General features: G+C 64.9%; 17 protein-coding genes. 8 read left to right on the forward strand and 9 right to left on the reverse strand.

Annotated elements, in window-relative coordinates; genetic code table 11:
• Positions 1-34: 34 nt before the first annotated feature.
• Together H0921_RS16340 and kdsA are read right to left on the reverse strand one after the other, a co-directional pair.
• On the reverse strand, positions 35-1,876 hold the full coding sequence (locus H0921_RS16340; protein WP_194539593.1) for a hypothetical protein: 1,842 nt from the start codon (positions 1,874-1,876) through the stop codon (positions 35-37).
• Entirely contained in the window at positions 1,869-2,741 is an 873-nt protein-coding gene (kdsA, locus tag H0921_RS16345) for a 3-deoxy-8-phosphooctulonate synthase (protein WP_194539594.1), read from the reverse strand. Before kdsA ends, H0921_RS16340 begins: the two co-directional genes overlap by 8 nt.
• Positions 2,742-3,302: 561 nt before the next feature.
• On the opposite strand from kdsA, the gene H0921_RS18375 reads away from it, so the two are divergent.
• Together H0921_RS18375 and H0921_RS16355 are read left to right on the forward strand one after the other, a co-directional pair.
• A complete protein-coding gene (locus H0921_RS18375; RefSeq protein ID WP_315851924.1) occupies positions 3,303-4,937 on the forward strand; it encodes a sensor histidine kinase in 1,635 nt (544 codons plus the stop codon).
• Between the two features lie 357 nt (positions 4,938-5,294).
• Complete coding sequence (locus tag H0921_RS16355; RefSeq protein ID WP_194539596.1) at positions 5,295-6,872, forward strand: sigma-54-dependent transcriptional regulator; 1,578 nt, start codon at positions 5,295-5,297, stop codon at positions 6,870-6,872.
• 65 nt (positions 6,873-6,937) lie between these two features.
• Here the strand turns inward: H0921_RS16355 and galE are convergent, their stop codons facing one another.
• Both galE and H0921_RS16365 read right to left on the reverse strand, forming a co-directional pair.
• Positions 6,938-7,909 carry a UDP-glucose 4-epimerase GalE gene (gene galE / locus H0921_RS16360; protein ID WP_194539597.1) on the reverse strand — a complete coding sequence of 324 codons (972 nt, stop codon included), beginning with the start codon at positions 7,907-7,909 and terminating at the stop codon, positions 6,938-6,940.
• Positions 7,910-8,267: 358 nt separating this feature from the next.
• Positions 8,268-9,236: a HEAT repeat domain-containing protein gene (locus tag H0921_RS16365; protein ID WP_194539598.1), complete on the reverse strand. Its 969-nt coding sequence runs from the start codon at positions 9,234-9,236 to the stop codon at positions 8,268-8,270.
• Between the two features lie 811 nt (positions 9,237-10,047).
• On the opposite strand from H0921_RS16365, the gene H0921_RS16370 reads away from it, so the two are divergent.
• The 3 genes from H0921_RS16370 to htpG all read left to right on the forward strand — a co-directional run bounded on the left by H0921_RS16370 (position 10,048) and on the right by htpG (position 14,942).
• On the forward strand, positions 10,048-11,340 hold the full coding sequence (locus H0921_RS16370) for a beta-ketoacyl-[acyl-carrier-protein] synthase family protein (protein WP_194539599.1): 1,293 nt from the start codon (positions 10,048-10,050) through the stop codon (positions 11,338-11,340).
• A gap of 250 nt (positions 11,341-11,590) precedes the next feature.
• Positions 11,591-12,970 (forward strand): sensor histidine kinase, encoded by a 1,380-nt coding sequence (locus H0921_RS16375; protein WP_194539600.1) that lies wholly within the window; start codon positions 11,591-11,593, stop codon positions 12,968-12,970.
• A 70-nt stretch (positions 12,971-13,040) separates the two neighbouring features.
• On the forward strand, positions 13,041-14,942 hold the full coding sequence (gene htpG, locus H0921_RS16380; protein WP_194539601.1) for a molecular chaperone HtpG: 1,902 nt from the start codon (positions 13,041-13,043) through the stop codon (positions 14,940-14,942).
• 229 nt (positions 14,943-15,171) lie between these two features.
• On the opposite strand, the gene miaB is transcribed toward htpG, so the two are convergent.
• On the reverse strand, positions 15,172-16,656 hold the full coding sequence (gene miaB, locus H0921_RS16385) for a tRNA (N6-isopentenyl adenosine(37)-C2)-methylthiotransferase MiaB (RefSeq protein WP_228499966.1): 1,485 nt from the start codon (positions 16,654-16,656) through the stop codon (positions 15,172-15,174).
• A 467-nt stretch (positions 16,657-17,123) separates the two neighbouring features.
• On the opposite strand from miaB, the gene H0921_RS16390 reads away from it, so the two are divergent.
• Positions 17,124-17,531 carry a YbjN domain-containing protein gene (locus H0921_RS16390; protein WP_194539602.1) on the forward strand — a complete coding sequence of 136 codons (408 nt, stop codon included), beginning with the start codon at positions 17,124-17,126 and terminating at the stop codon, positions 17,529-17,531.
• Positions 17,532-17,596: 65 nt separating this feature from the next.
• Here the strand turns inward: H0921_RS16390 and H0921_RS16395 are convergent, their stop codons facing one another.
• The 4 genes from H0921_RS16395 to H0921_RS16405 form a co-directional block, all read right to left on the reverse strand.
• Positions 17,597-18,988, reverse strand: coding sequence for a transcription antitermination factor NusB (locus H0921_RS16395; protein ID WP_194539603.1), 1,392 nt, complete (start codon positions 18,986-18,988; stop codon positions 17,597-17,599).
• 42 nt (positions 18,989-19,030) lie between these two features.
• Positions 19,031-20,047, reverse strand: a complete 1,017-nt coding sequence (fmt, locus tag H0921_RS16400; RefSeq protein WP_228499969.1) for a methionyl-tRNA formyltransferase — start codon at positions 20,045-20,047, stop codon at positions 19,031-19,033.
• Positions 20,048-20,127: 80 nt separating this feature from the next.
• The gene (locus tag H0921_RS18255) at positions 20,128-20,259 is read right to left on the reverse strand and encodes a hypothetical protein (protein ID WP_261345481.1); all 132 of its coding nucleotides are present in this window, start codon (positions 20,257-20,259) and stop codon (positions 20,128-20,130) included.
• Between the two features lie 28 nt (positions 20,260-20,287).
• The gene (locus H0921_RS16405) at positions 20,288-22,096 is read right to left on the reverse strand and encodes an acyl-CoA dehydrogenase family protein (protein ID WP_194539604.1); all 1,809 of its coding nucleotides are present in this window, start codon (positions 22,094-22,096) and stop codon (positions 20,288-20,290) included.
• A gap of 524 nt (positions 22,097-22,620) precedes the next feature.
• On the opposite strand from H0921_RS16405, the gene H0921_RS16410 reads away from it, so the two are divergent.
• Positions 22,621-23,808 carry a Gfo/Idh/MocA family protein gene (locus tag H0921_RS16410; protein WP_194539605.1) on the forward strand — a complete coding sequence of 396 codons (1,188 nt, stop codon included), beginning with the start codon at positions 22,621-22,623 and terminating at the stop codon, positions 23,806-23,808.
• Positions 23,809-24,026: 218 nt separating this feature from the next.
• Entirely contained in the window at positions 24,027-25,328 is a 1,302-nt protein-coding gene (locus H0921_RS16415; protein WP_194539606.1) for a DUF1015 domain-containing protein, read from the forward strand.
• The last annotated feature ends 467 nt before the right edge of the window (positions 25,329-25,795 follow it).

Genomic DNA, 25,795 nt, shown 5'->3' on the forward strand with positions numbered 1-25,795 from the left:
AGCCCCCGCCTACCCCACCTCGGAATATCCCGTCTCAGGGTCGGGCATAGCGTTCGGCGCGTGCGGCGAGCTGATCGGCCAGAGGGGCACGACCCGGCATGGCGGCATGGAAGGCGGCGTACTGCCCGCGGTAGGTCCGCCAGGCCCGTGCAGCGATACCCCAGGCTTCCCGCGCGTCCTCCCGCAAGCGGGGAGCATCCGCCGCCGAAGCATGTTCGTAGCGCAGTTGCACCCGCTCCGCCTGTTCATGCTGGCAGAGGGCGAGTAGGAAGGTGGCCTCGGCCTGGCCCACTTCGCACACCGCCTGGTCCAGGAGCACCGCCGCCGCCTCGCTCCGCCAGTGCTGCTCGATCCGCGCCAAAGCGTCCGGATCGCGCCCGATCTTCTCGTAGAGTTCCACCGCCTGCTGAATCCACTCGCGGCGGAGCCGATCGACATTCGGTGTGTTGCGGATGCGGGACAATCCCCGGCCAAACTCATCCTGCAAGCTGACCAGCAACCGGGCTGCATCCTGGAACTGACCCCGCTGAATGCGCTCGCGCGGCGTCGGCGGCTCCAGAAACCGCACGGCATACTGCGTCCGGGCCACCTGGGCGATCCGCTCCCCCACATCCCGCATCAAGGCGGCGTTCTCCCGTAACTCCGCGGGCACCACTTGCCCCGGCGGCGGAAGCTGCGACAGATAGTACAGGTCGAACACCCGGCTGCCGACCGGCGATGAATCGCTGCCCCCATGATCGGGCGGCAGGAAGGTGCGGCTGGTCCGCCCGTAGGCGAAGCGATCCTCCAGTGGATTCCAGAAGCGGGGCTGCCACTCCCCCCAGCGTTTCTGCCACGCTCCCGGATCGATCGCCAGCTGCACCTGCAACGCTTCACCGAGTTTGTCCTGCAACAGGCGCATGCGAGGTGAGAGAGCGGAAACCGGCACGGCCAGATACAGGACGGCGCTCCGCACCGCCTCCACTGTCAGGCCGGAGACATGCTCGCGAGCGGCGAACCAGTCCGCATACGCTGAAGGATTGGCCCGCAGGCTGCGCCACATCGCCGGGAACGGCACCCCGCGCCACGGATCGAACAGCAGCACGTCCTGATCCAGGCGCACGCCCACGGCCCAGAACGGCCCCCGCGGCGCACCCGTGAGTACTTGATCCCCCGCCAAGGCCACATGGCCGGCGTGATGGGCGACGGCCTCCGGCGGACCCACCAAGCAGCCTTCCAAACCCATTTGCTGCACCACGGCCAGAAAGACATACATCCGCTCCAGGCCAGAACCCGTACCGCGGCGCAACACCGCTGTGGGCGGCAAAGCCGTGGCCATTAGACCCCGTTCGGTCGGCACCACCCACGGCTGAAGCCACACATGCCGGCACACCCAGGCGAACGCCCGCTCCGCTTTCTCCCGATCCGTCATTTCCGGGAGCACCACCTGGCGCGCCACATCCCGCAGGTAGAGGCAGTCCGCCAGATAAACGCCATCTTGCGGGGTGAATTGCAGGGAGCGTAGCTCCTCGCGATCGCCGGTATCTAGAGGCACCAGCCGCTGCAATCCCTCCAGGGCTTCGGCGGACAGTGCCGGAGGGCGCAGGGCTTCATCCGCTCCCAGTTCCTGATTGAGTGTCTGCATCAGGGCGCGGCAGGCGGTGGCGCTGGTCTCCTTGCGCAGTTGCCGCAGGGCGTTGTCCCACGGGTCTGTCCGCTCAGCAGTTCCAGTCCCCTCTTGAGGGGCCACCAGACGCGGGGGCCGACTGCAACCCGCTGCCACTGTCCCCAACACGAGGGCCATCACCAGACTAAGCCGGACGAGAAAACGAGTCCGAATCACGCATTGGGAGCGTTTCGAGCATTCAGGGGCTGGTAAGCGATCGGGTTCACTCACGATTTCTATCCTGGAGAGAACTCTCAAGCACCACCTGGCGCAGTCGCAGGCAGACACGGATCACCTCCGGCAGTTGGTCGAGCGGGAGCATATTGGGGCCATCGGAGGGGGCCTGATCGGGGTCCGGGTGGGTTTCCAGGAACAGGCCATCGCACCCGGCAGCCACAGCGGCACGGGCCAAAAGCGGCACCATTGAGCGATCCCCTCCGCTGCGATCGCCCAGCGCCCCTGGTTTCTGTACGCTGTGCGTGGCATCAAAGATCACCGGCGCGCCGCACTGTTGCATCCAAGCAATGCCGCGCATGTCGTTGACCAGCCAGCCGTAGCCGAAGGTCGTCCCCCGCTCCGTCAGCAGCACCCGCTCATTGCCCACATCCGCCAGTTTGGCGATCACCTGCCGCATCTCCCAGGGTGCCATGAATTGGCCCTTCTTCACGTTCACCACCCGCCCGGTGCGCCCGCAGGCTTCCAAGAGGTCGGTCTGCCGGGCCAAAAACGCCGGCACTTGCAGCACGTCGCACACCTCCGCCGCTGCCGCCGCTTGATACGGCTCGTGCACGTCCGTGGTCACTGGCAAGCCCGTCGCCGCCCGCACCGCTGCTAGCGCCGCCAGACCCGCCTCCAACCCTACACCCCGGAACGACCGCCCCGACGAACGATTCGCCTTGTCAAACGACGCCTTGAACACCAACGGCAGGCCCAACTCATCCGCCAGACGCCGCAAACGCTCCGCCACCATCAGCACATGGTCCCGGCTCTCGATGACGCACGGACCGCAAATCCACAGCAGCGGTTGATCTGCTCCGACCGTGTACGGCCCCACCCGGACTGGCCGATACCCTCCGGCTTCGCTCCGCTCTGCCATAGCTGCGCCTCCTTGCTCGCCCCCAGTCGCCGCGGGCTGGTCTTCCACCCTCCCGCCATCCCCGCATCTCCTGCCGCCGGTGCCGCTTTCGTCCTGATTCCAGGCAGCACCCTTGGCCTTTTGAGGGAGGGCATCTTCCATATCGTTGTAACCCCCCGCGCACAAGATGGCCAAAACGACCGCTCTCCTTCCTCTCCTCACCATTCAGGGCACACTCCTGGCTTTACCTTCTCAGGGCACACACACCTGGCTTTACCTTCCCGCGCAACTTCTGGTTTTCTATCCTCGTTTTCCCCTGGAATCCCAAAGCAACCGCATTCAGGACGGGGTAAGGAAGCGAACCCAGAGAGACGGCCCCCCTCGCCGCCGGCGGCTCACTGTCCCCTGCCGACCGGCTAAGGAGTCTGGAGGGGAGGGAATTGGGCTTGTAATTTTTACCGCCTGCATGGCAAAAAGTGCTCTTACTTTGGGAGATGTGACCTGGTAAAGTGCCGCCCGTCCTGGGACGGGATGCGTTCCCGCAGAGCAGAACCGGCGGGGCGCAACAGGGAGGGGGTGCCGGTGGCTCGTCCCCGCCGCTTACGCAGCAAGTTGTTGCTCGGTCTGGGCCTGATGGTCGGCAGTGTGGGGCTGCTCCTGGGCGGCACCCTCTACGGCATTCGGGCCTATTACACCACCGTCCGGGTCACCGAACGGAAGATGTATGAGCTACAACTGGCAAACATTCTCATCGAAACGCTCAAAGGGGCGGATGCGGCGGAACCCACGGTAGAAGCCCTGCAAGCGGTGGAGGCCCATCTGAGCATTTTCCGGGAGGAACAGGAGCGCTCCGTCAGCGCCGGCCTAGACCCTGACGCGGGAGACCAGGAGCGCGGCCTGCTGGACCAACTGGCGCGCGATGTGCAACAACTGCAATGGCTGCTGCACGAGTTGAAAAGCTCGCCCCGGCTGCTCCCGGACGGGCGAAGCGAACCGCTCGGCCAGCATCCCCCACTGCGCACCCTCTTCGATCGCGCCCGCCGCAGCGCGGAACATCTTCGCTTGGCGATCATTCACGACATCGAAAGCAGCACGCGGCAGGCCAATCGGACCATCCGCCAAAGCCAGTGGGTTGTCGCCCTGGCGGCGACCTGGGCGGTGGTCCTGGTCCTGACTCTGCTCTATTACTTCCGCGTGTGGATGTTCGCACCCATCCGGCAATTGCAAGCGGGCGTCCAGCGCGTCCATGCCGGCGACTTCTCCCAGCCGATCTGCTTGCATTCCGGGGATGAATTGCAGGAACTGGCCGACGAATTCAACGCCATGACTGCCCGCCTGGCCGCCGTCTATGCGGACCTGGCCCGCCAGGTCGATGAACGGAGCCGGCAACTGGTCCGCAGCGAACGGATGGTCTCCGTCGGTTTTCTCGCCGCCGGCGTCGCCCACGAGATCAACAATCCCCTGGCCAGCATCCTCTTTTGTGCCGAAGCCCTGGAGCGCCGCCTCAAGGACCTGATCCCGGCGGACATTAGCTCCTCTCCTCTGCCCGCCTCCGCCTCTCCCCTGCCGCCCCCTGCCGCGGAGGACCGCGAGGTCATCATCCGCTACCTGAGCATGATCCAGCAGGAAGCCCTCCGCTGCAAGGAGATCACCCAGAAACTGCTGGACTTCAGCCGCAGCGGCGAACGCCAGCGGGAACCGACCGACTTGGCCGGCCTGATCCGCGGCGTGCTGGAAATGGTCCGCCACCTGCCCCATTGCCGCGGCAAGCAGATCGTCTTTGAACCGAGCGAATATGTCGTCGCCCCGGTCCACGCCCAGGACCTCAAAAGCGTTGTGCTCAACCTGGTAGTCAATGCCCTGGAAAGCATGGACGAAGGCGGACGCCTGACCATCACCCTGGCGGCGCGCGGCGACTGGGCCGAGATGACCTTCAGCGACACCGGCTGCGGCATGACGCCAGAGGTCCTTGCCAACCTCTTCGAGCCGTTCTTCACCAAAAGCCGCACCGGCAAAGGGACTGGCTTGGGACTGTTCATCAGCCATCAGATCATCGATCAGCACGGCGGCACCATCACCGCCAGCAGCCCCGGTCCGGGACGGGGCAGTACGTTCACGGTTCGCTTACCTTTGCGCCCTGTGACAGCAGGGTCGGAAACACCGGCGGCTAGCCGCACTCCCACTCTGCCGGCTGTCCGCCTTGCCTCGGCTGCCTAAACCCACGGGAGGACTTATGCCTAACACGCCGCCTGGATCACTTTCTCCACTCCACGCTGCCGCCGAAGCGATTCCCCTTTGGTCAAGGGCCGCCGCAGCAGGAACTGCTGGAAACGGCAGCGCCGGAAATGCCACCCCCGGCAACGGCAGCGCCGGAAATGCCACCGCCGCAGAAGGAGCCGCTAGCCCCTTCGGCTTGCCCGCGCCAAGTTCGGCTCACTCCCGCCCAAGCGCTCTTGCATTTCCTGGCGCAGAGTCTAAGTTGGGCTGCCCATAGGGGGAACACCTGAAGCGATAGTCAGGCTGGAACCGCCAGGAGCGGGAATCCGCCCAGGGATCAGGCAAGGAGTGCTGCCCGTGGCTCACACACCGCCGCATCACCGCTTACGCATTCTCTTCGTGGACGACGAGACACACCTGCGGGAATTCATGCGCACCGAGTTGCCCCGCTTAGGGCATGAAGTCGTCGTCTGCCCCGATAGCAAGGCCGGTATCGAAGCGGTCAAGCGCCAGGCCTTCGACGCTGCCATCCTCGATCTGCGCATGGAGCACGACCGGGCGGGGTTGGAAGTGCTGGCCGCGCTCAAGCAGCATTCCCCCGACACCGAAGCGGTCATCCTCACCGGCTACGGCAGCACGGAAACCGCTGTGGAAGCCCTGCGCCTGGGCGCCTGCGACTACCTGACCAAGCCCTGCAAGCTGGCCGACATCGAAGCCCTGCTCCTGCGCATCCAGGAGAAGCGCAAGCTCAAGCAGAAGGCCGCCGCGTTAGAACGCCGCGTCCAGGCCGTGGAAGGCCCCGGACTGCTCATCGGTTCCTCCCCCGCCATGCAACCGGTCCTGCAATTCATCGAACGGATCGGACCAACCGATGGCCGCGTCCTGATCACCGGCGAAACTGGCACCGGCAAGGAAGTCGTCGCCCGGGCCATCTACCAGAAAAGCAAGCGGGCCGAGATGCCCTTTGTCCCCGTCAACTGCGGCGCCTTGACCACCCACCTGGCCGAAAGCCAGCTCTTCGGGCACCGTAAAGGGGCCTTCACCGGGGCCGACCGCGACCACAAAGGTTTCTTTGAAGTCGCCAACGGCGGCACTGTCTTCCTCGACGAACTCGGCGAACTCGACCGCCACATCCAGGTCAAACTCCTCCGCTTCCTGGAATCCGGCGAAATCCAGCGCGTGGGCGATAGCGTCCCCTTCACCGTGGATGTGCGCATCATCTCCGCCACCCACCGCGATCTCCGCCGCCTCATCGCCGAAGGCCACTTCCGCGAAGACCTGCTCTACCGCCTCAACATGTTCCACGTCCATCTTCCCCCCCTGCGCGAACGGCGGGAAGACATCCCGGAGCTGGCCCGTTATCTTCTGGCCCGCGCCGCCCGCAAGCCAGTGGAAATGGTCGCTGATCTGCTGACCGCGGAAGCCCTCGACCTCATGATGCATCACGACTTCAAAGGCAACGTCCGCGAACTGGCCAATGCGATGGAGTACGCCTGGATTGTCTCCGGCGGCCAGCCGATCACCGCCGCCCATCTGCCGCACGACATCCGTTCGCCCGGCCCGCGCACTTATGCCGCCACGCCGCCGCCCGACCCCTACGCTCCGGCCAGCGCTGCACACTTTCCCGCGGCCGCCTACCCTGCCTCCGCCGTCTCCTACGGCACCGCTGCTTCCCCTGCCCCGCTCCTGCCGCCAGGTACTCCGCCCGCCCCGGTCGCCGCTGCCCCGGCCGTCAGTGTGGTGCCGTTCACTCCGCCCCAGCCCGGACAACCGGCCAAATCCCTCGCCGATGTCGAGATGGAATATATCCTCCAGGTTTACGCCAAAAACAACTTCAACAAACAGGCCACCGCTGCCGAGCTGGGGATCAGCCTCAAGACCCTTTACAACAAGCTCCACAAATACGAGGAAGAGCGCCGCCTCAAGGCAGGGTGAAAAATACTCCCGCGGCGAACGAATGGCTGGCTCCCCGGCATGGCGAGCTGGCCAGCAGCACCAGATCAACGGCCTTGCCGGCGATGCCATTCCCAGGCGGTGGCCACAATCTGCCGCAGATCGGTATAACGGGGTCGCCAGCCCCACTCCTGGCCGATGCGCCGGTTATCCGCGATCAGGACCGGAGGATCGCCGGGGCGGCGGGGGGAGGCACGCACAGGGATGGACCGCCCGGTCACTTCCTCGGCGGTGGCGATCACTTCCCGCACGCTGTAGCCTCGGCCCAAGCCGACATTGTAGGCGAGAAACTGGCCGGCCTGAGCGTGCTCAAGGGCCAGGGCGTGCGCCGTCGCCAGGTCCTCCACATGGACATAATCCCGCACGCAGGTGCCATCGGCGGTGGGATAGTCGGTGCCGAAAATCTCCACCACGGCTTCCCGCCCCAAGGCGGCCCGCAAGACCCGCGGGATCAGGTGTGTCTCTGGTTCGTGGTCCTCGCCGAGGCTGCCATCCGGGGCCGCGCCCGCCGCGTTGAAATAACGTAAAGCCACTGCGGCCAGACCGTAAGCGGCGGCGTAATCCCGCAGAGCATATTCCAGGGCCAGCTTCGTGCGGCCGTAAGCCTGAATCGGCGCCAAGGGGGCCTCCTCCGCAATCGGCACCTGCTGCGGCACCCCATACACCGCACAACTGCTGGAAAAGACGAAAATTTTCACCCCATTGCGGCGGCATCGCTCCAGCAACTGCAAACCGTAAAGCAGATTGTTCACGTAATACCCCGCCGGATCACGCACCGATTCCGCCACCTGGCACCGCGCCGCAAAATGCACCACCGCCTCGATCCGCTCCACGATCAGCAACTGATCAATCTGGTCGGCATCGCGCAAATCGCCCACCACCAGGCATTCCGCGGGCACTGCACGCCGGTGTCCTGTGCTCAGATTGTCGAAGACGGTCACGGTATGCCCTTGGGCCAGAAGGTGCCGCACCGTGAAACTGCCCACGTATCCCGCTCCGCCCGTCACCAAAACACGCATAATCGCCGCCGTCTCCTCACTGAGCTGTTGTTAGGCTCCGAGAGATTCCCAGGCTCCCGATTCCGCCTCCGAATCATCGCTCCCGGAAGGCTTCACACCGTCCCAACCGGAAAGGCTTTCCCAAGCCGCTCCCGGAAGGTGTCCCGAAGTCTGTTATGGGAATCTTTGCATTGGCTGTCCGCCAGACATCCCAGGGTCGATCCCAGCGGTCAGACCGTTCCATTCGCGCAAGTCCCAACAGCCGAGGCGGCAGCGGGTCACCCGCCAGAGAAGCTAGTGCCACCACAGGCGAGGGCAAGGCAGAAGCCAATCCCCTGGAAAGCAGGAACTCGCGCAGGGGAAGGCGGGAGCGGAGGGGTCAAGGAGTCTCGGCGCTGTCGCTGAGGATGTGTTGCACGGCTTGTTGAGCGGCCCGCCGCAAGGCAGGAAAGCCGCGCTGAGCCAGCGCTTGCAGGATGGGCAAAGCGGTCCGCGCCGCCTGGCCCAATCGTCCCAAGGAGAGCGCCGCATGGACCAGGCAGCTCTGTTCCGGGGAGAGGCTTTCCTCGGCAGGTTCCGCGGTGAGCTGCGGCGGCGTGGTGGCCTCGGCATCCACGTCCCCCGCTTGCAGCGGGGTGCGCTGGGGGTCGGCCGGCATTGGCTCCCTCGCTTCGGCGAGCGGGCGGGTATCGCTGTCGGCTTCCCGGAGGAGGCGGGCCAGGTGCGGGATCGCTACCTGAGCCAGCGGACCCATCCATCCCAGCGCCAGGGCCGCTTCCCCCCGCACAAACGGATCGTGATGATACAGATGCCCGATGAGAGTGGACAAAGCGGGCGGGCCGATCTGGCTCAGCGCCTTGGCGGCTAGGCGGCACAGGACGATGTTCGTTCCGCACATCGCCTCGGTCAGAGCGGGCACAGCTTCTGCCGCCGCTTCCCCCATGTTGCCCAGGGCTTGAGCCGCCCCGCTGGCTGTCCGCGGATCGCTATCCCTGAGGGCGGCACACAAGGCCCCCAGGGCCGCCTTAGCGCCACGGCCCAGCCGCCCCAGCGCCCACACCGCCTGCCGCCGCACATACTTGTCCTCATGCCGCAGGAGCAGGGCCAGTTCGCGCAGGGCCAGCGCTCCCATGCCCCCGATGGCCGCCGCCGCCGCTTCCCGGACTCGCCCATCCGCGTCCTGCGTCGCCCGGAGCAACTCCTCCAGCGCCTCGCACGCCAGCGGCCCCAAACGTCCCAAATCCCGCGCCGCCCGCAGGCGCAGCGCCGCCTCCGGCGACTGCAAGGCCTCCACCAGTTCCGGCAAGGGATCGTCGCTCACGGGCAACCTGGGCGATGATGACGCCATCTCGCTTCCACTTCGAGCATCGGGTTCGGCTTAGCCGCTCCGCTCGTTCCTGCGAACCGGTCCTTCCCCTCCTCCCATCCGGTTATCCCACAAATCTAGCTCATCCGTCCACCTCCCGCCAATGGGCTTTCCGCCGCTTTCGTCCCCCCGCAACTCCTTTCGGTTGCCGCTTTCCATCCCAACACAATTCTGCGGGCACACCGGAGCCACACACCCTCACCTCCGCGCGAAAAAGTTCCCCGCCGCGGGAAACACTCCCCGCCGCGGGAAACACTCCCCGCCGCGGGAACATAGACCGCGCCAGCTTGATGGGAATCAAGCGGGTCGCGCTTCCGCCTCGCGTCCCCTGTGCAAGTCTCCCAATTTGTGCCCTCTGCGAAATTGGGCACGCCCTTTGCACTTCCCCGCTTCATCCCCGCGCAGGTGCCGTCGCGGCAGCCGTTCAGAGGATGAAAGGCGGAAACGGCACCCCTAACCACGCCGACTCAAGGAGTTAAGGCCCGGCGCGGCTCCCTGCAAACAAGGCAGGCGGAGCAAACCCAGGATACGGGTGGTGCGAAGCTAGTGAATCTGGCGGATCTATCTCGGAGGAATCCTTTGGGAACCTGTTGCGAAAAGAGGACGATTCTGGTAAATATGCATAGGATAGGAGAAATAGCGAAGAATGATGTAGTAGAACGGTGCCTCCGTGGGGGACGGAGGCTGCCGCGAAGGAAGATGCCCCTGCCGGGAGCGGCAGGGGTGCGGATTTGGGGTGTCCAAACTCGACTCAGGAAGGAGGCGGGAGGGCAGGTGTGCGGGGGTGGGGATCATGCGTAGGGTAGTGGTGACCGGTTTGGGAGTGGTCGCCCCCAACGGCATCGGGAAAGACGCCTTTTGGAAGTCGTGTGTCGAAGGGCGCAGCGGCATTGGTCCGATCCGGTCGTTCGATGCCTCGCAGCATCCGATTCAGGTCGCGGGGGAAGTCCACGATTTTGATCCGGAGCCGTTCATTCCGCCGGCGTTTCGCAAGTCGCTCAAGGTGATGGGCCGGGCGGCGCGCTTTGGGGTCGGCGCGGCGGGCCTGGCGGTAGCGGACAGCGGCCTGGAGCTGCACAAAATCCAGCCGGAACGCTTCGGCGTGGTCATGGGAGCTGGCCTAGTGCCGATTGACTTGGGGGAACTGGCGCCGCTGCTGGCCCGTGCCGTCCACGAGGATGGCCACTTTGATCCCCGCGCTTTGGCCGACTCCTCTCGGCCCGACAGCGCTCTGTTCCCTCTCTGGCTGCTCAAGTACCTGCCGAACATGACCGCCGCCCACATCTCGATGGCTTTCAATTGCCAAGGCCCGAACAACACCGTGGTGACGGCCTGCGTGGCGGGCACCCAGGCCGTAGGGGAAGCCTTCCGCCTCATCGCCCGCGGCGATGCTGACATCATGCTCGCCGGCGGCGCGGACAGCCGCATCGATCCCCTCATGCTCCTGGCTTACACCGCCCTGGGCACCCTCAGCCGCTCTACCGACCTGGCCCCGGAAGAACGCTCCCGCCCCTTCGACCGCTTGCGCGATGGCTTCGTCATCAGTGAAGGGGCCGCCGTCCTGGTGCTGGAAGAATACAACCACGCCAAGGCTCGCGGTGCGAACATCTACGCGGAAGTGCTCGGCTGGGGCAGCTCCTTCGATGCCTACTCCGTGACCAAACCGGACCCCGAAGGACGCGGTGGAGCGCGGGCCATCCAGGCCGCCCTCCGCGAAGCCCGCGTCGACTTCCGCGATGTCGGCTATATCAACGCTCACGGCACCAGCACTAAACTCAACGATGCGATGGAAACCCAGGCCGTCAAGCGCGTCTTCGGCGACTACGCCCGCCAGGTGCAACTCTCGTCTATCAAATCGATGATCGGCCACTCCATCGGCGCCAGCGGAGCTATTGAAGCGGCAGCCCTCGCCCTCAGCCTCAAAACCCGCATCTACCCCCCCACCATCAACCTGAAGTATCCCGATCCCCAGTGCGATCTCGACTACATCCCCAATGTCGCGCGGGAGGGGCGGGTCAAGTATGGCTTGTCCACGAGCTTTGGCTTCGGCGGCCAGAACGGCGCTCTGGTCATGGCCGCTATCTGACCTCACGCCGGAGGGATCGCCACTGTCCAAATAGCGCCGGAGTCATCCCGGCCGCCTCTACTCCATTGCTTGATGCGGAGCAGCCAGCCAAATCATGCTCTCCAGAGGATAGACATGCTTTCCAAATAATCCCTTGGCTCGAATCCCTGGCTTTAGGGCGGCTATCGGACCGGCCTCTGGTCATCCGGCGGGGACAGTCCCTAGGACACCAGGGCGAATCGCCGGGACTTCTGCGGGATAATCGTCGGCCATGCGCGTGTCGCTACGGTATCGCCTGCTTTGGCCGCTGGCCCTGCTGGTGTTGGGGGAAGCGGGGGCGACGGCCTGGACAGCTTATGCCGCGGCACGCCATGCGGAGCACCAATTGGCTGCCCAGCAGTCGGCCATTGCCCGGACCCTGGCCGAACCCCGCAGCACCTTTCCTCTTACACCCCGTGTGCTGGAACAGATGAAGGGCCTCTCCGGCGCGGAGTTCATTCTCCGCCTGCCCAACGGCACTGTGGAAACTACCTTCCCCCTGGCTCCCGATACTCTCCCCGCTCTCGAAACCTGGCCGGACCAGGAGGAACCGGATCAACTCGGCCCGCCGCTGCTGATTCAGGACAGCCTCTTCCGCTGCCGGCGCATTGCCCTGAAGCCTCCACATCCGCAAGCGGGCGCGGAGCTGTTCGTTCTCTTCCCGGAGAGTTTGCGGCGCACGGCGATTGCCGATGCCGTCCGGCCGCTTCTGTGGCTTGGTGGTCTGAGCGGCCTGTGTGCTTTGGCGTTGATGTGGGGTCTGAGCGCGCGCCTGCTTCGCCGCCTGCGCCAGCTCCATGCCCGCACCCAGTGGATCGCCGCGGGAGATTTGCGCCCGCAACCGCTCCCCGCCGCTGATGACGAACTGCGGGACCTCGCCGCGGCGCTCAACGAGATGGCTCGGCAACTGGCCCAGCTCCACGAACAGCTCCAGCATGCGGAACGCCTGCGCCTGCTGGGGCAATTCTCCGGCGGCTTGGCCCACCAGCTCCGCAACACTGCCGCCGGCGCCCGCCTGGCCATCCAACTGTTCCTCCAGGAAAACCCTCACCTGGGCGACCCAGAACCCCTCCAAGTGGCCCTGCGCCAGCTCACCCGCCTGGAAGTCTCCGTGCGTCAGTTTCTGACCCTGGGCCGGCCTCCGACTTTGGACCTGCACGCGGTGGATGCGCGCGACCTGCTGGATCAGGCCGTTCAACTGCATCTGCCCCAGGCTCGCCACGCCAATGTCACCCTCCAGTGGCAACGTCCGGACACTCCCTGCCTTCTCACCGCTGATCCCGAACAGCTCCTGCACGCCGTGGCCAATCTGCTGACCAACGCTCTGGAAGCCGCGGGGGACGGAGGAAGCGTCACCGTGGCGTGCCAGGGAGACGAGGAGGGAGTGCGGATCGAGGTGTGTGACAGCGGGCCGGGACCGCCGCCGCATCTCGCCGAGCGCCTCTTCGATCCCTTCGTCACCGGCAAGCCCGACGGCATCGGACTGGGACTGGCTGTCGCCCGGCGGCTCATCCACGCCCACGGCGGCTCCCTCCACTGGCAACGCCGCCAGAACCGCACCTGCTTCACCATCCGCCTGCCCCTCACCCCGCCCCCTTCCCCACCGGCCTAAAATATCTCTGCCTGCGATCTCTATGCTGCTGCCAACCTCGATCCTACTCCTTCCGTTACGGAGGACTACTATGGCGGAAACACTGGAATTTAAAGCGGAACTTCGGCAACTGCTTCATATCATCACCCATTCTCTTTACACACACCGGGAAATCTTCCTCCGGGAATTAATATCCAATGCTTCCGATGCGATTCATAAAGTCCGGTTCGACGCGCTGTCTCACGCGGACCTGCTCCAGGGGGACACCGACTGGAAAATTCGGGTCATTCCCCAGGCCGACGCCGGCACGCTGACCATTTCCGACAACGGCATCGGCATGTCCCGGCAGGAAGTGATCGAGCATTTGGGGACCGTGGCCCATTCCGGCACGCGGGCCTTTCTCCAGGCGATGAAGGAGGCGGGCAAGGGCACCGAAGCCCTGGGATTGATCGGCCAATTCGGCGTCGGCTTCTACTCCGCCTTTATGGTGGCCGACCGCGTCACCGTCCGCACCCGCCGCTTCGACAGCACCGAAGCCGTCTGCTGGCAGTCCGATGGCCAGGGCACCTACACCCTGGAAAGCTGCGACAAGCCCCAGCGCGGCACCGACGTCATCCTCCACCTCAAAGACGACGCCCGCGAATTCCTTGAGCCAGAACGCTTGCGGGAACTGATCCGTAAATACTCCAACTATATCGAATTCCCGGTGGTCTTAGTCCTGGAAACTACAACGGATGGACAGAAAAAAGTCACGGAGGAAATTGTCAATCAACGCCAGGCAATCTGGCTGCGGCGCAAACAGGAAGTTACACAACAGGAGTATGAGGAGTTCTACAAAGCCCTCACACATGATACCGAACCGCCCGCTGAGGTCATCCACTATGCCGCGGAAGGGAAGCATGAGTTCAAGGTGCTGGCCTTCATCCCCGCCCACAAACCCCTCGGCTACGACTGGCGCGAACCCCAATGCGGCCTGCGCCTTTACATCCAGCGCGTCCTCATCATGGAACGCTGCGACAAGGTCCTCCCCTTCTATCTCCGCTTCGTCGAAGGGGTGGTAGATAGTTCCGAGCTGCCTCTCAACGTCTCCCGCGAGCAAATCCAGGCCCACCCCCTGCTCGACACTATTCAGAAAAGCGTGGTCAAAACCGTCCTCGACACCCTGGCCTGGATGAAAAGCTCCCACTTCGACAAATACATCCGCTTCTACCAGAACTTTGGCTCGATCCTCAAGGAAGGACTGGCCAAGGACTGGAACAACCGGGACAAGATCGCCGACCTGCTCCTCTTCGAGAGCCTCCAGACCCCGGCGGGACAATACCTCACGCTAGAACAATATCTGAACAAGATGCCCAAAGGCCAGGAGGCGATTTACTACCTGCTGGGGGAATCGGCGGAGAGCCTGCGGCGCTCCCCGCATGTGGAAGCCTTCCGGGCCAAGGGATATGACGTGCTCTTCCTTACCGATCCGATCGACGCCTTCATTTATCCCTATCTGTCGCCGTATCGGGGCCAGCGGCTGCTGCCGGCGGATCGGGCCGATAGCCTGCCCGACGGAGAGGTGAGCTGGGAAGAACGAGACCGCTTCGCCGCTCTGGTGTCGTTTGTCAAGGATCAGGTGCCGGAGGTGGCGGAGGTGCGTTTGAGCCGGCGGTTGACCGAGAGCGCCGCCTGTTTGGTGCAGGACCAGCACGCCACGCCGCCGCATGTCCGCCGACTGCTGGAGCGCCTGGGGCAGGAAGTGCCGCCTGATAAGCGCATCCTGGAGCTGAACCCGCAGCATCCGGCCGTCGCTGCCTTGGAGGAGTTGCACCGCCGCGCCCCGCAGGACCCCCGCTTGGCGGAATATGCCCGCCTCCTCTACGAACAGGCTCTGGTGGCGGAAGGCTCCCCCCTGCCTGATCCGCCCGGCTTCTTCCGCCGCCTCAACGAGTTGATCCGGCGCGATGCCGCTTCCCCCGCCCCCGCACCATCCTCCCCATCCTCACCCTGAGCCGCACCTGCTGACACGGCATTGTCCTGGCGGAATCGTGTCCCACTGCCGGGAACCCCAAATCGCGTCACTCCTTCGGAAACCCCAATTCGGGAAAGCGGCCTGTTTCCTAGGCCCCAGGCCGTACTGGGGTAGCGACAGCGTTGTCCGCCAGGGCCGGAAGTATCCGAGGAACCCGCTCCAGAAAGGACCATCGCCAGGTCAGCGAAGGCAAATCGAGGGGAAAAGCTCACAGTACTGGCAACGGCACGCGGCGAGGGAAGGCGGCCGCTTCCGGCAGCCCGGCCAGGCCGGCGGAGTCGCAGGATGCAGCCGAGCTAACCACGCCGAAGAGGGTGAAGGGGGAAGCATCGATAATGTCCACGTCGATGATCTGGCCGATGAGGCGCGGCGAGCCGTCGCAGACGACGATGTGATCGGTCATGGTCCGGCCCGTCAGTTGCAAGGTGTCGCTGGGAGACGCGGCGGCGAAGCGGTTTTGATCCCGCTTGCTCGGCCCCTCCACCAGAATGGAGACGCGCTGGCCGATCCAGCGGCGGTGCTCCTGGCGGCTGATTTCCGTCTGCACGGCTAATAGGTCATTATTGCGGCGCTTCTTGACTTCCTCCGGCACATCATCCGCGTAGCGCTGGGCGGCCTTGGTACCAGGCCGTTCGCTGTACTTGAAGATGTAGGAGTTTTTGAAGCGGGCCTGTTCGACCAGGCGGACCGTGCGGGCGAAGCTCTCCTCACTTTCTCCGCAGAAGCCGACGATGAAGTCGGAACTGATGGCGACACCGGGGACCTTCTCCCGGCAGCGGGCGAGCATATCGGTGTAAAAAGCGACGGTGTAGTTGCGCTTCATGCGTTGCAGCACCAGATCGCAGCCGGATTGCGCCGGCACGTGCAGGTATTTGACGACTTTGGGCAGGGAGCGGACGGCGTCGAGCAAGTCGTCGGTCATGTCCTTGGGGAAGTTGGTGACGAACTTGAGGCGTTCCAGGCCGGGCAGATCGTGGAGGGCGGCCAGCAAGTCGCTCAGGCGTGTCACGCGCCCGTCACCATGCTGGAAGCGGTAGCTGTTGACGGTCTGGCCCAGGAGGGTGATTTCCTTGCAGCCTTGTTCGACGAGCTGGCGGGCTTCGGCGAGGATGTGGGCGGGGGGGCGGCTCTGCTCCGGGCCGCGGGTCGATGGCACGACGCAGTAGGTGCAGAACTTGTCGCAGCCGATTTGAATCCGCACATACGCCTGGAACGGCGTGGGGCGCATGGTGGGGTCCCGTACCGGATCGAAGCTGACGAAGCTGGCCTCCACCTCCGCCCGGCCTGCCTCAGCGCGGCCCAGACTGACCGCCATCTGCAACCGACGGCTGCTGCGCGCCTCCTCGATCAGACGGGGCACTTCCGCCAACTGACCCGGCCCGACGATCAAATCGACATGCGGCGCCCGTTCCGCGATCCGGTGCTGATCCTTCTGCGCCATGCAACCGAGCACGCCGATGACTGCCTGCGGATTGTGCCGCTTGAGGGAGCGCAGCCGGCCCAGAGCGGAATAGATTTTGTCCTCTGCATGCTCGCGGACCGAACAGGTGTTGAACAGGATGACATCCGCCTGGGCGGGGCTGTCCGCCAGCGTGTATCCCTGCCGCCGCAGCGTGCCAATGACCACCTCGCTGTCCAGCACGTTCATCTGACAGCCGACCGTCTCAATGTACACCTTCCGCGACATGCTCATGCCAGCTCATCCTGCCAGGTATCGGGAGCACCGTTATCAACGGGACCGACCAGGGTGGCGCTCGCTTTCGGCCCGTCATTTCTGAGCCGCCGCGCCGCCACACGCCTGACTTTATTGTACGACCTCGCCATTGTACGACCTCACCGCGCCACCGGCGGCGAATCACCGCCTCTCCCTGACTTCCCTGCCTCCTGCCTGCCGCCGTCCTCTTCTCCACCTCGGAATGCTCTCGCTGGCCCCCTGTGCTCGCCCTCCTCCAACTGCCCCTTCGGACTTCGTCGGACCCCTGCGATCCTTGACGGCTTCCTAGCGATCTGATAACCTGCAACAAGTTACACTCCTCAGGGAGCCGCCCCCACCGGCGGACCAGAGCTGGAGATAAAGACTCGCTGCCCACGTGTCCTACACCGAAATCCCGAACACATTCCAGGAGTTTCCACATTCTGTTTTTGAGGAGATCGATACTCATGAACGCAGAGTTGATCACAACGGACAACTTGGACAATGACGTGTTGCGGGAATTGTTCGATGCCGCCCTGTTCGACTACCACCTCGACGACGATGGCGATGTGGTGGTCCAGGATCAGTTCCGGGTGCTGGTGACGCATCACAACAACCGCTACATCCGGTTCACCTCGTTTTTCCGCGTGCGCCCGGAGACGCCGGAGGAACTGGCTCACAGCTTGTGCAACCGCATCAATGACGAGCTGATCATTCTCCGCGCCTCCATCCACGATGGCGACACCCTGGTCATCGATTGGTACCTTCCGGTATTCAGCGGCATCTCCAAGCGGACGGTGGTGATGGCGTTCCGCAAATTCGTGGAACTGCTGGGTCAAATCGGCCAGTATGATGTGGAAGATGTCATCGAATGAGTGAAGCAAGGCTTGGGATCGCATGAGTGAAGCACAGAAGGGAGGCGGGGGAAGGGAAGCGGCGGTCAACGGCAGCGGAGGCGGACGTGGTAGCCGCCATCGGCGGGCCGTCCAGGGATGGCGTGATATTCCTCTTCGACTTCCAGCCGGGGAAAGGCGCGGAGCAATTCCTGGATCAGCCGTTCATTTTCTTCCGGTTCCAGGCTGCACGTCGCATAGACGAGGGTTCCGCCGGGCCGGACGGCGGCGAGCGCCTGGCGGAGCAGGTCGGCCTGACGGCGGGTGAGGGTTTTCAGGTCCTGGGTGCGCCAGCGCCAGCGGGCTTCTGGGCGGCGGTGTAACACGCCGGTGTTGCTGCATGGGGCATCGACCAGGACGGCGTCGAAGGGGCCGCTCGGCGGCGGTTCCTGTGGATGGAGCAGGTGCGGTTCGATGCAGTTCAGGCCGAGTCTCTGGGCCAGGCGGCGGAGGGTTTCCAGGCGGCGGGGGTGGATGTCGCAGGCCAGGACGTGGCCCTGATCGTTCATCAACTCAGCCAGGTGCGTGGTTTTGCCTCCGGGAGCGGCGCAGAGGTCCAGGATGCGCATGCCGGGATGAGGTTCGAGAGCGGACGCTACAAGCATGGCGGAGAGGTCCTGGACGGTGAACTTTCCTTCGGCGTAACCGGGAATCTGGCGGACCGGCGGGGGATCGGGCAGGTAAAGGCTCTGGGGATGGGGGCCGGGCTGGGACGCAATGCCGGCGGCTGCCAGGCAATCGCGGAAGGCTTCACGGGAAACCCGGCGGGTCTGGACCCGCAACCACAGCGGCGGCGGCGCATTGAACCAGGCAGCCCAGCGGATCGTTTCCTGCCACCCCTGCCTTTCCAGCCAGCGGCTCACGAGCGATCGCGGCAGCGAAAAGGCGGCGGCGAGATACTCCAGACTCTGCTCCTGGGGATCGGGCAACAGCGCCTGGCGCAGGCGGCGGTAGCGCAGCGGCGGCGAGTCGGCGGACCAGGATTCCAGGGGCAAGGATTCATCAAGGGGAACAGCATCCGCGGCGGGAGAAGAAACAAAGTCTTCGCTCACCAGGGCTGCCAGGCGGCGCAGAACGGCGTTGAGGAACCCCTTGGCTCGCGGCCAGCCCAGCTCCCCCGCGGCGGAGACGGTCGCATCCACGGCAGCGTAAGCGGGGATGTGCGTCAGCACCACGAGCTGGTACGCTCCCAGGCGCAGCAGGTCTTGCAGGACCGGTTCTACCGCGGACCACGGCCGCTCCACCAGCGGCTGGATCAGAGCGTCCAGGGTCGCCCGGCGGCGGATCACGCCACAAACCAGTTGGGTCAGCAAGCGGCGGTCCGGACCGGAGAGCACCGTGTCTTCCGCAAGCCATTGATCGAGCAATTCCGGAGCGAAGGCGCGGCCCGAACGGCAGCGCTGGAGAAGTTCGGCAGCAGCAGAACGAACCGTTTTCATGCGAAGGATCACCTCGGCGGAGCAATCGCTGGCATCCCAGTGTCAGTGCTCTTGTTCGGGACCGAGGCGGGCGCCGGGATAGAGGGGGTGGCCGCGGAGGAACTCCGCCGCGCTCATGCGGCGCTTCCCGGCCGGTTGCAGCTCTGTGATCAGGGCCAGGCGGTCCGTGCCGGTCCGCACCGCGAGGGGGAAACCGGGGGGAGCCTCTTCCGGCAGCAGCAGAGTTCCGGGGGGCGCGGGGGGCGTATTCTCCGGCACCTCCGGTCCTACCTGCAAGCGCGTGATGATCCAGCGCTGCGGCGGACGGCCCGGCTGGTGCAAAAAAGTGTAAGCCGTCGGCCACGGCTGCATCGCCCGCACGAACCGCTCCAGATACTCCGGCGATTGCGACCAGTCGATCAGGCCGAAGCTCTTGCGAATCTTCGGGGCGCGGGTGGCCTGAGCCGGATCCTGAGGAAGCGGCGGAGGGAGGTTGCCCCTGTGGAGCCGCTGGAGCCACTCGACGAGCAAGCGCGCCCCCAGCTCGGCCAAGCGGGCTTCGAGGCTGCCGGTGGTGTCGTCCGGCTCGATGGGAATGGCCTCCTGGGCCAGAATATCGCCGGCATCGAGTTGCGGCGTCATGCGGATGAGGGTGACTCCCGTCTGAGTGTCGCCCTGAAGGATGGCGTGAGCCACGGGCGCAGCGCCCCGGTAGCGCGGCAGGAGGGAAGCATGGACGTTGACCGCCCCCCAGCGGGGAATTGCCAGCACCTGCGGGGAGAGAATCTGGCCGTAGGCCGCCACCACCAGCACATCCGGCTGCCACCGTTCCAGCTCCGCCCTGGCCTCCGGCGTGTTGATCGACTCCGGTTGCAGCACAGGCAGACCGTGATGCTGGGCCAAAGCGACGAGCGGCTGCCCCGCTAGGCGGGTCGTGCTTCGCGTCTGGCCGGTGTGCCGGGACGGCTGCGTGACCAGCCCCACCACCCCCTGGGGAAACGCCTCCAGCAGGGCCGTGAAAATGGGCAGGGCGAAGCTGCCCGTACCCATCATAACCAGTCGGGCCGCCTTGTCCGTCATAGCACCTCGCTTCTCCTTCTTCCAGGAGTTTACATTTTCGGGCTAGTTCTGTCCGGTTCGCCAGGCTGGTTTTGTGCGGCTCACCAAAGGGAGCGGGAAGCCCAGGGACGCAGCAGGGCGGACGTGGGACGCCGACCGGAATCGATGGGCACGGGGGGGAACCAGCAGTGGGACACCCGCCGGAAGTTGAGAGTGGAACGCCCTACCGGCATCGGTTCCTCCGGTGCGGCACCCGAGGCGTCAGCCGAACTTGGGGATCATGCTGCGGGCGCAGGCGAGCAGGGCGGGATCGTCGTTGTCGTCAAGGGCTTGCAGGCGTTCGCGGATGCGGCGGAAGGCCAGCTCCAGGAAGTAGCGCCCTGCGGCGAGGTCGGCGTAGGGATCGTCCCGGCCGGCGGGAGCACCGTTGGCGAGCGGCTGTTGCATCAGGTGGTCGAGTCGGGCCAAGGTGCAGGCGGCGGCGTACAGATCGATGGCGATGTCCGCCAGGCGTTCGTGGATCAACTGGGCCTGGGCGAAAGCCGCCTCATCTTTGAGGGCCAGGAACAGATGGGGCAGCTTGAGGCCGAAGCGGCGGACGAGGCGGGCCAGCGTCTGGGCCGGAGCCTGGAGCTGGGCCGAGCGGACGGGCACGGCGGGAGTTCCCGCCGCCAACCAGGGCGCCACCAGGCGCGCCCCCACTCCCAGCGCCGCGGGCAAGCGGCGGAAAAAGCCCCGCCAGCCGCTGAACAACTCCTGCTGCAAACCCTTCAGATACATACCCGGTCCGCGGCACCCCACCACCGCGATAAACGCCTTGAGCACCTCGTTCGCCCCTTCCCCGATCAGATTGATCCGGGCATCCCGCATCCACCGCTCGATCGGCTGATCGCTGAAATAGCCTTTGCCGCCCCAAACCTGCAACGTATCGTTGACGATCGTCCAGAGATGCTCGGTGGCGAACACCTTGAGCATGGCGGTTTCCAGCATGTAGTCTTCCGCCCCGCGGTCGATGAAGGCGGCGCATTCGTGGGTCATCGCCTCCATCGCAAAACAGTGGGCAGCGGCGAAGGCGATCTTCTTCTGCACCAGTTGGAACTCCGCGAGCGGCTGCTGGAACTGCACCCGGCGGCGGGCATGCTCGATCATCGCCCGAATGCAAGCCTTGGCATGCCCCGTGCACGTCGCCCCAAAGGTGATCCGCCCGTAATCCAGCACCGTCAGAGCCAGCTTCAAACCTCGCCCGATCTCGCCGAGAATGTTCTCCTTGGGCACGCGCATGTTGGTGAAGCGAATTTTGCCCGTGGCCGTCCCCCGAATGCCGCACTTGGGCATGCGCGCTTCGAGGACCTCGAATCCCGGCATGTCCGGCGTGACCAGAAAAGCTGTCACCTTCCCTTTGGGCGTGCTCGGATCGGGCGTGCGAGCCATGACTGTGAGGACATGGGCAATCCCGCCGTTGGTGATGTAATGCTTGATGCCATTGAGGATGTAGGCGGAGCCATCCTCGGTGGGGGTCGCCGTGGTCTGGACATTGCCGGCGTCGGAGCCGGCCTCCGGTTCCGTCAAGGCGAAGGCGCACAGCTTGGTGCCGTCGTACAGTCCCGGCAGCCACTTCGCCTGCTGCTCCTTGGTTCCGAAGAGCACCAAGGCCCGCACCCCGATGCTGTGATGGGCATTGACAAACACCGCCGTGCTGGCGCAATGCCCCCCGATCACCTCCATGACCTGCAAATACTGCTGCTGGGAAAACCCCAGCCCGCCGTACTCCTTGGGAATTGTCAGCTTGAACACCCCCAGGTCGGCCAGGCCGCGGATCACCTCATCGGGAATGTTCGCCTCCCGGTCGATGCGCATGTGATCGATGTGGGCTTGAGCAAAGGCCCGCACGCGCTCGGCCATCTCCTCGGCGGCGGCTTGCTGCTCCGGCGGCAAAACCGGATACGGAAACAGCAATTCCCCCTTGAACCGCCCGAAAAACAACGCCTTGGCAAAGCCGACATCCGGACCGGCGATCAGTTCCTCGACTTGCTTACGTTGCTCGGCGATCTGCTGCGCGGTCAGTGCCATAGGACTCGCCCCCGCGGGTAGAAGCTGGAGAGGAAACCGGAAGCCAGGCGGGCCGCCGCTGCTCCTCCATTCTGGGGAACGCCGCTGCTACTCCATTCTAGGGAGCCGGGGAATAGCCGACTCCAACGGTGATCTTCCCGCCCCCCTGCTCCTCCTCATTTCCCCGCTTTTCTTCCTCCCTTTCCCTCCCGATTTCCCCTGTTCCGATTTCCCCTGTTCCGATTCCGCCACCTGTCCTTCTGAACGAGCCTGCACGTCCTTCTGAACGAGCCTGAACCGGAACCCACAGCATGGCGAAGGGTTCTCCCAGCCTGGCCCAGCCGGGTTGCGGTGTCCTGCGTCACTCTCCCCGACAGGGATCCGAACCGGCCAGGGGAAACGGGAGCGGGGGTGCTCGCCGTTGGCCGCGGGGATTCTTACAATCTCGGCACGCCGACACGCCAGGTCACGTTCCCGGAGCGCGCGGTATCGGACAGCGGAGGACGCACGGGACTGAAACAGTGGGTTTGTGGGGAGGAACGACGATGCCAACGAATGCACCGCTCAATCGGAAGTTGCGGATGGGATTGGTCGGAGGGGGCCAGGGCGCTTTCATTGGCCGGGTGCATGCCACCGCCGCCATTCTGGACAATCGGGCTGCCCTGGTCGCCGGGGCTTTGTCGTCCGATCCGGCCAAGTCGAAAGCCTCGGCCCCCGACTACGACATCCCCCCCGATCGGGCCTATGGTTCCTACCAGGAAATGGCTGAGGCGGAAAAGAAACGCGCCGACCCCATCGACTTCGTCTCCATCGCCACGCCGAACCATACGCACTTCGACATCGCCAAGACCTTCGCCCTGGCGGGTTTCAACGTCATCTGTGACAAGCCGATGACCTTCGACCTCCAGCAGGCGGAAGAGCTGGTGCAGATCGTGGAGCAAACGGGAATTGTCTTCGTGCTGACGCACAATTACACGGGCCATCCCCTGGTGCGGCAGGCACGGGAGATGGTCCTCAACGGCGATCTGGGAGAAATCCAGGCGATCCGGGCATTTTACATTCAGGGCTGGCTCCGCACCCGCCTGGAAAGCACGGGGCAGAAGCAAGCCAGTTGGCGGACCGATCCCAAGCAGTCCGGCGCGGCGGGGTGCTTCGGGGACATCGGCACCCATGCCTACAACCTGGCGCGGTACATCTCCGCCTTGCTCCCGCTGGAAGTGTCCTGTCAGCTCAAGACCTTCGAGCCGGGCCGCGCTCTGGACGACTACGGCACCGCCATCATCCGGATGGAAAACGGCGCCCTGCTGACCGTGACGGCCTCCCAGATCAGCCACGGGCGGGAAAACGACATCTTCATCGAGATCGACGGCACCAAGGCTTCGCTGGAATGGCATCAGGAAGAGCCGAACAAGATGTATGTGCGCAAAAACGGCGAGCCGCACAAAGTGTACACCCGCGCTGGCGGCCCTTACTTGGGCGCCGCGGCGGCCCAGGCCACCCGCATCCCCAGCGGCCACCCCGAAGGCTACCTCGAAGCCTTCGCCAACATCTACACCGCGGGCTACGAGGCCATCATCCAGCGCAGCACCGGCCAGCGCTTCGAGACCGTCAACACCATCTATCCCAACGTCTATGACGGCCTCGACGGCATGCTCTTCATCACCCGTTGTGTGGAAAGCAGCCGGGAAAACGGCGCCTGGCGGCCCCTGCGCCACCCCAAGCTCCGCCGCTGAAAGCCGCTGACGCGACCCGGAACCTGGGCGTGGAACTCCGACTTGGCCGCCATCGGAAGCGCCACGCCCGTAATGACCCCCTGGCCGTGCACGACCAATGACAGCGCGGCAACAAGGACAACGCGGCAACAGCTTGAGGTCCCGCTGTGGTCTCTGCTTCGCCTTATACGCGGGCTGCCGCGGGACGAGAGCTGCCGCCACCCCTGTGAGCACCTGGCATGGCAGAGATTCGCGCTTTCCGCGGCTTCCGCTACGACCCGGCCCGTGTCGGCCCCTTGGCCGAGGTGGTGTGCCCTCCCTACGACGTGATCGATCCGCCCTTGCAGGAGCAGTTGTACGCCGCCAGTCCGTACAATGCCATCCGCCTGGAATTGACCCGCGACGAACCGGGAAGCCCCGCCTCCCGCTACGAGCGGGCCGCGGCCACCCTGCGGAGCTGGCTCCTCGACGGCATCCTCCGCCAGGACACCGCCCGCAGCCTCTATGTCTACGAGCAGGAATTCGAGCTGGAGGGAACCCGCCAGTGCCGCCGCGGATTTTTCGCCCGCGTGCGCCTGGAACCGTTCGGCCAAGGCTCGATCTTTCCCCACGAGCAAACCCTCGCCGGACCCAAGGCGGACCGCCTGCAACTGTACCGGGCCACCGGCTTCAACATCTCCCCGATCTTCGGCCTCTATCCCGATCCGGCGCAGGAAGTGATCGCGTTGCTGGAACCCTTCACTCGCCTGGCCCCGCCCCTGGAGGCCCGCGACCATCTGGGAGTCATCCACCGCCTCTGGCCCGTCAGCGACTCCGCCGCCATCAGCCGCACAGTCGGGGCTATGGGACCGCGGCCCATCTACATCGCCGATGGCCATCACCGCTACGAAACCGGCCTGAATTACTTGAATGAACTGCAAGCGGCGGGCGAAGCCCTCGATCCCGAACACCCGGCCCGCTTCACCCTGATGATGCTGGTGGGCATGAGCGATCCGGGCCTGGTCATTCTGCCGACGCACCGCTTGATCGACGCTCCCCGGCCCATCCGCCGTGCCGAACTGGAGCGCCATCTGACCCCGCACTTCGAGGTGGTCCAGCGCTGGAGCGAGGATGCCGCCGCGGCCTGGGAATATCTCCAACTGGACGGTTCCCAACAGGTGCTGGCCTTTGGAGTCGCCGCCGAGCGGGAATGGATCGCCGTCCGCCTTCGCCAGCCGGAACTGATGGAGCGCGTGGCCCCGGAACACAGCCCCGCCTGGCGCAACCTCGCCGTGAGCATTCTCCACCGTCTGGTCCTGGAACACCTCCTGCCGCCGGACCTTTTCGGCGCTCCGCCCCGCTGCCGCTATGTCCATCGCCTCGACGAAGTGCTGGCCAATTGGGGACAAGGCGAGTGCCGCCTGGCCGTGCTCGTTCCGCCCGCCACGATGGACCACCTCATTGCCGTCGCCGCCGCGGGAGAAACCATGCCCCCCAAATCCACCTACTTCTACCCCAAGCTGCTCACCGGCCTGGTCTTCCACTCCCTCCGCAAAGATTGATCCACCCTATCCACCTTTCTCACCCTCTCCGCAAAGATTGATCCTCACTCTCCCTCCTCGACCCCCCCTTCCGCAATGATCGTTCCCCCATGCCCCTTCTCAGCCCCTTCCTCCGCCAGGATGGATCAGGATCGACCCTCCGCCTCGCCACCTAGCTCGATGGTTTTTGCCGACCCCGTTTCTCCCCTCCTTTCCCGGCAGCATGGGGATGGCCGCCTGTTTTCCTCTTTTTTCCTCTGGGGAACTTGCGGACCAGAAGGAGGAGCCAGTGGGTGTAACCAACTTCTCTTGGGGGCTATTTGTCCAGTTGGTGGTCCCGTCTCCGAATGAAAGCTGCAGGATGGAATGCCAAGCAAGGGGTTAAATTGTCTGTCACCGCAAAGCCTTGCCCTCCCAGGGTCTGCGGGAAAACGAGATGACCCCAGAAAATCTGGTTGCACCCGAGCCAGTTGTCCGGCGCCAATTGG

Origin of the sequence: Thermogemmata fonticola, assembly GCF_013694095.1 — a bacterium.
GTDB lineage: Bacteria > Planctomycetota > Planctomycetia > Gemmatales > Gemmataceae > Thermogemmata > Thermogemmata fonticola.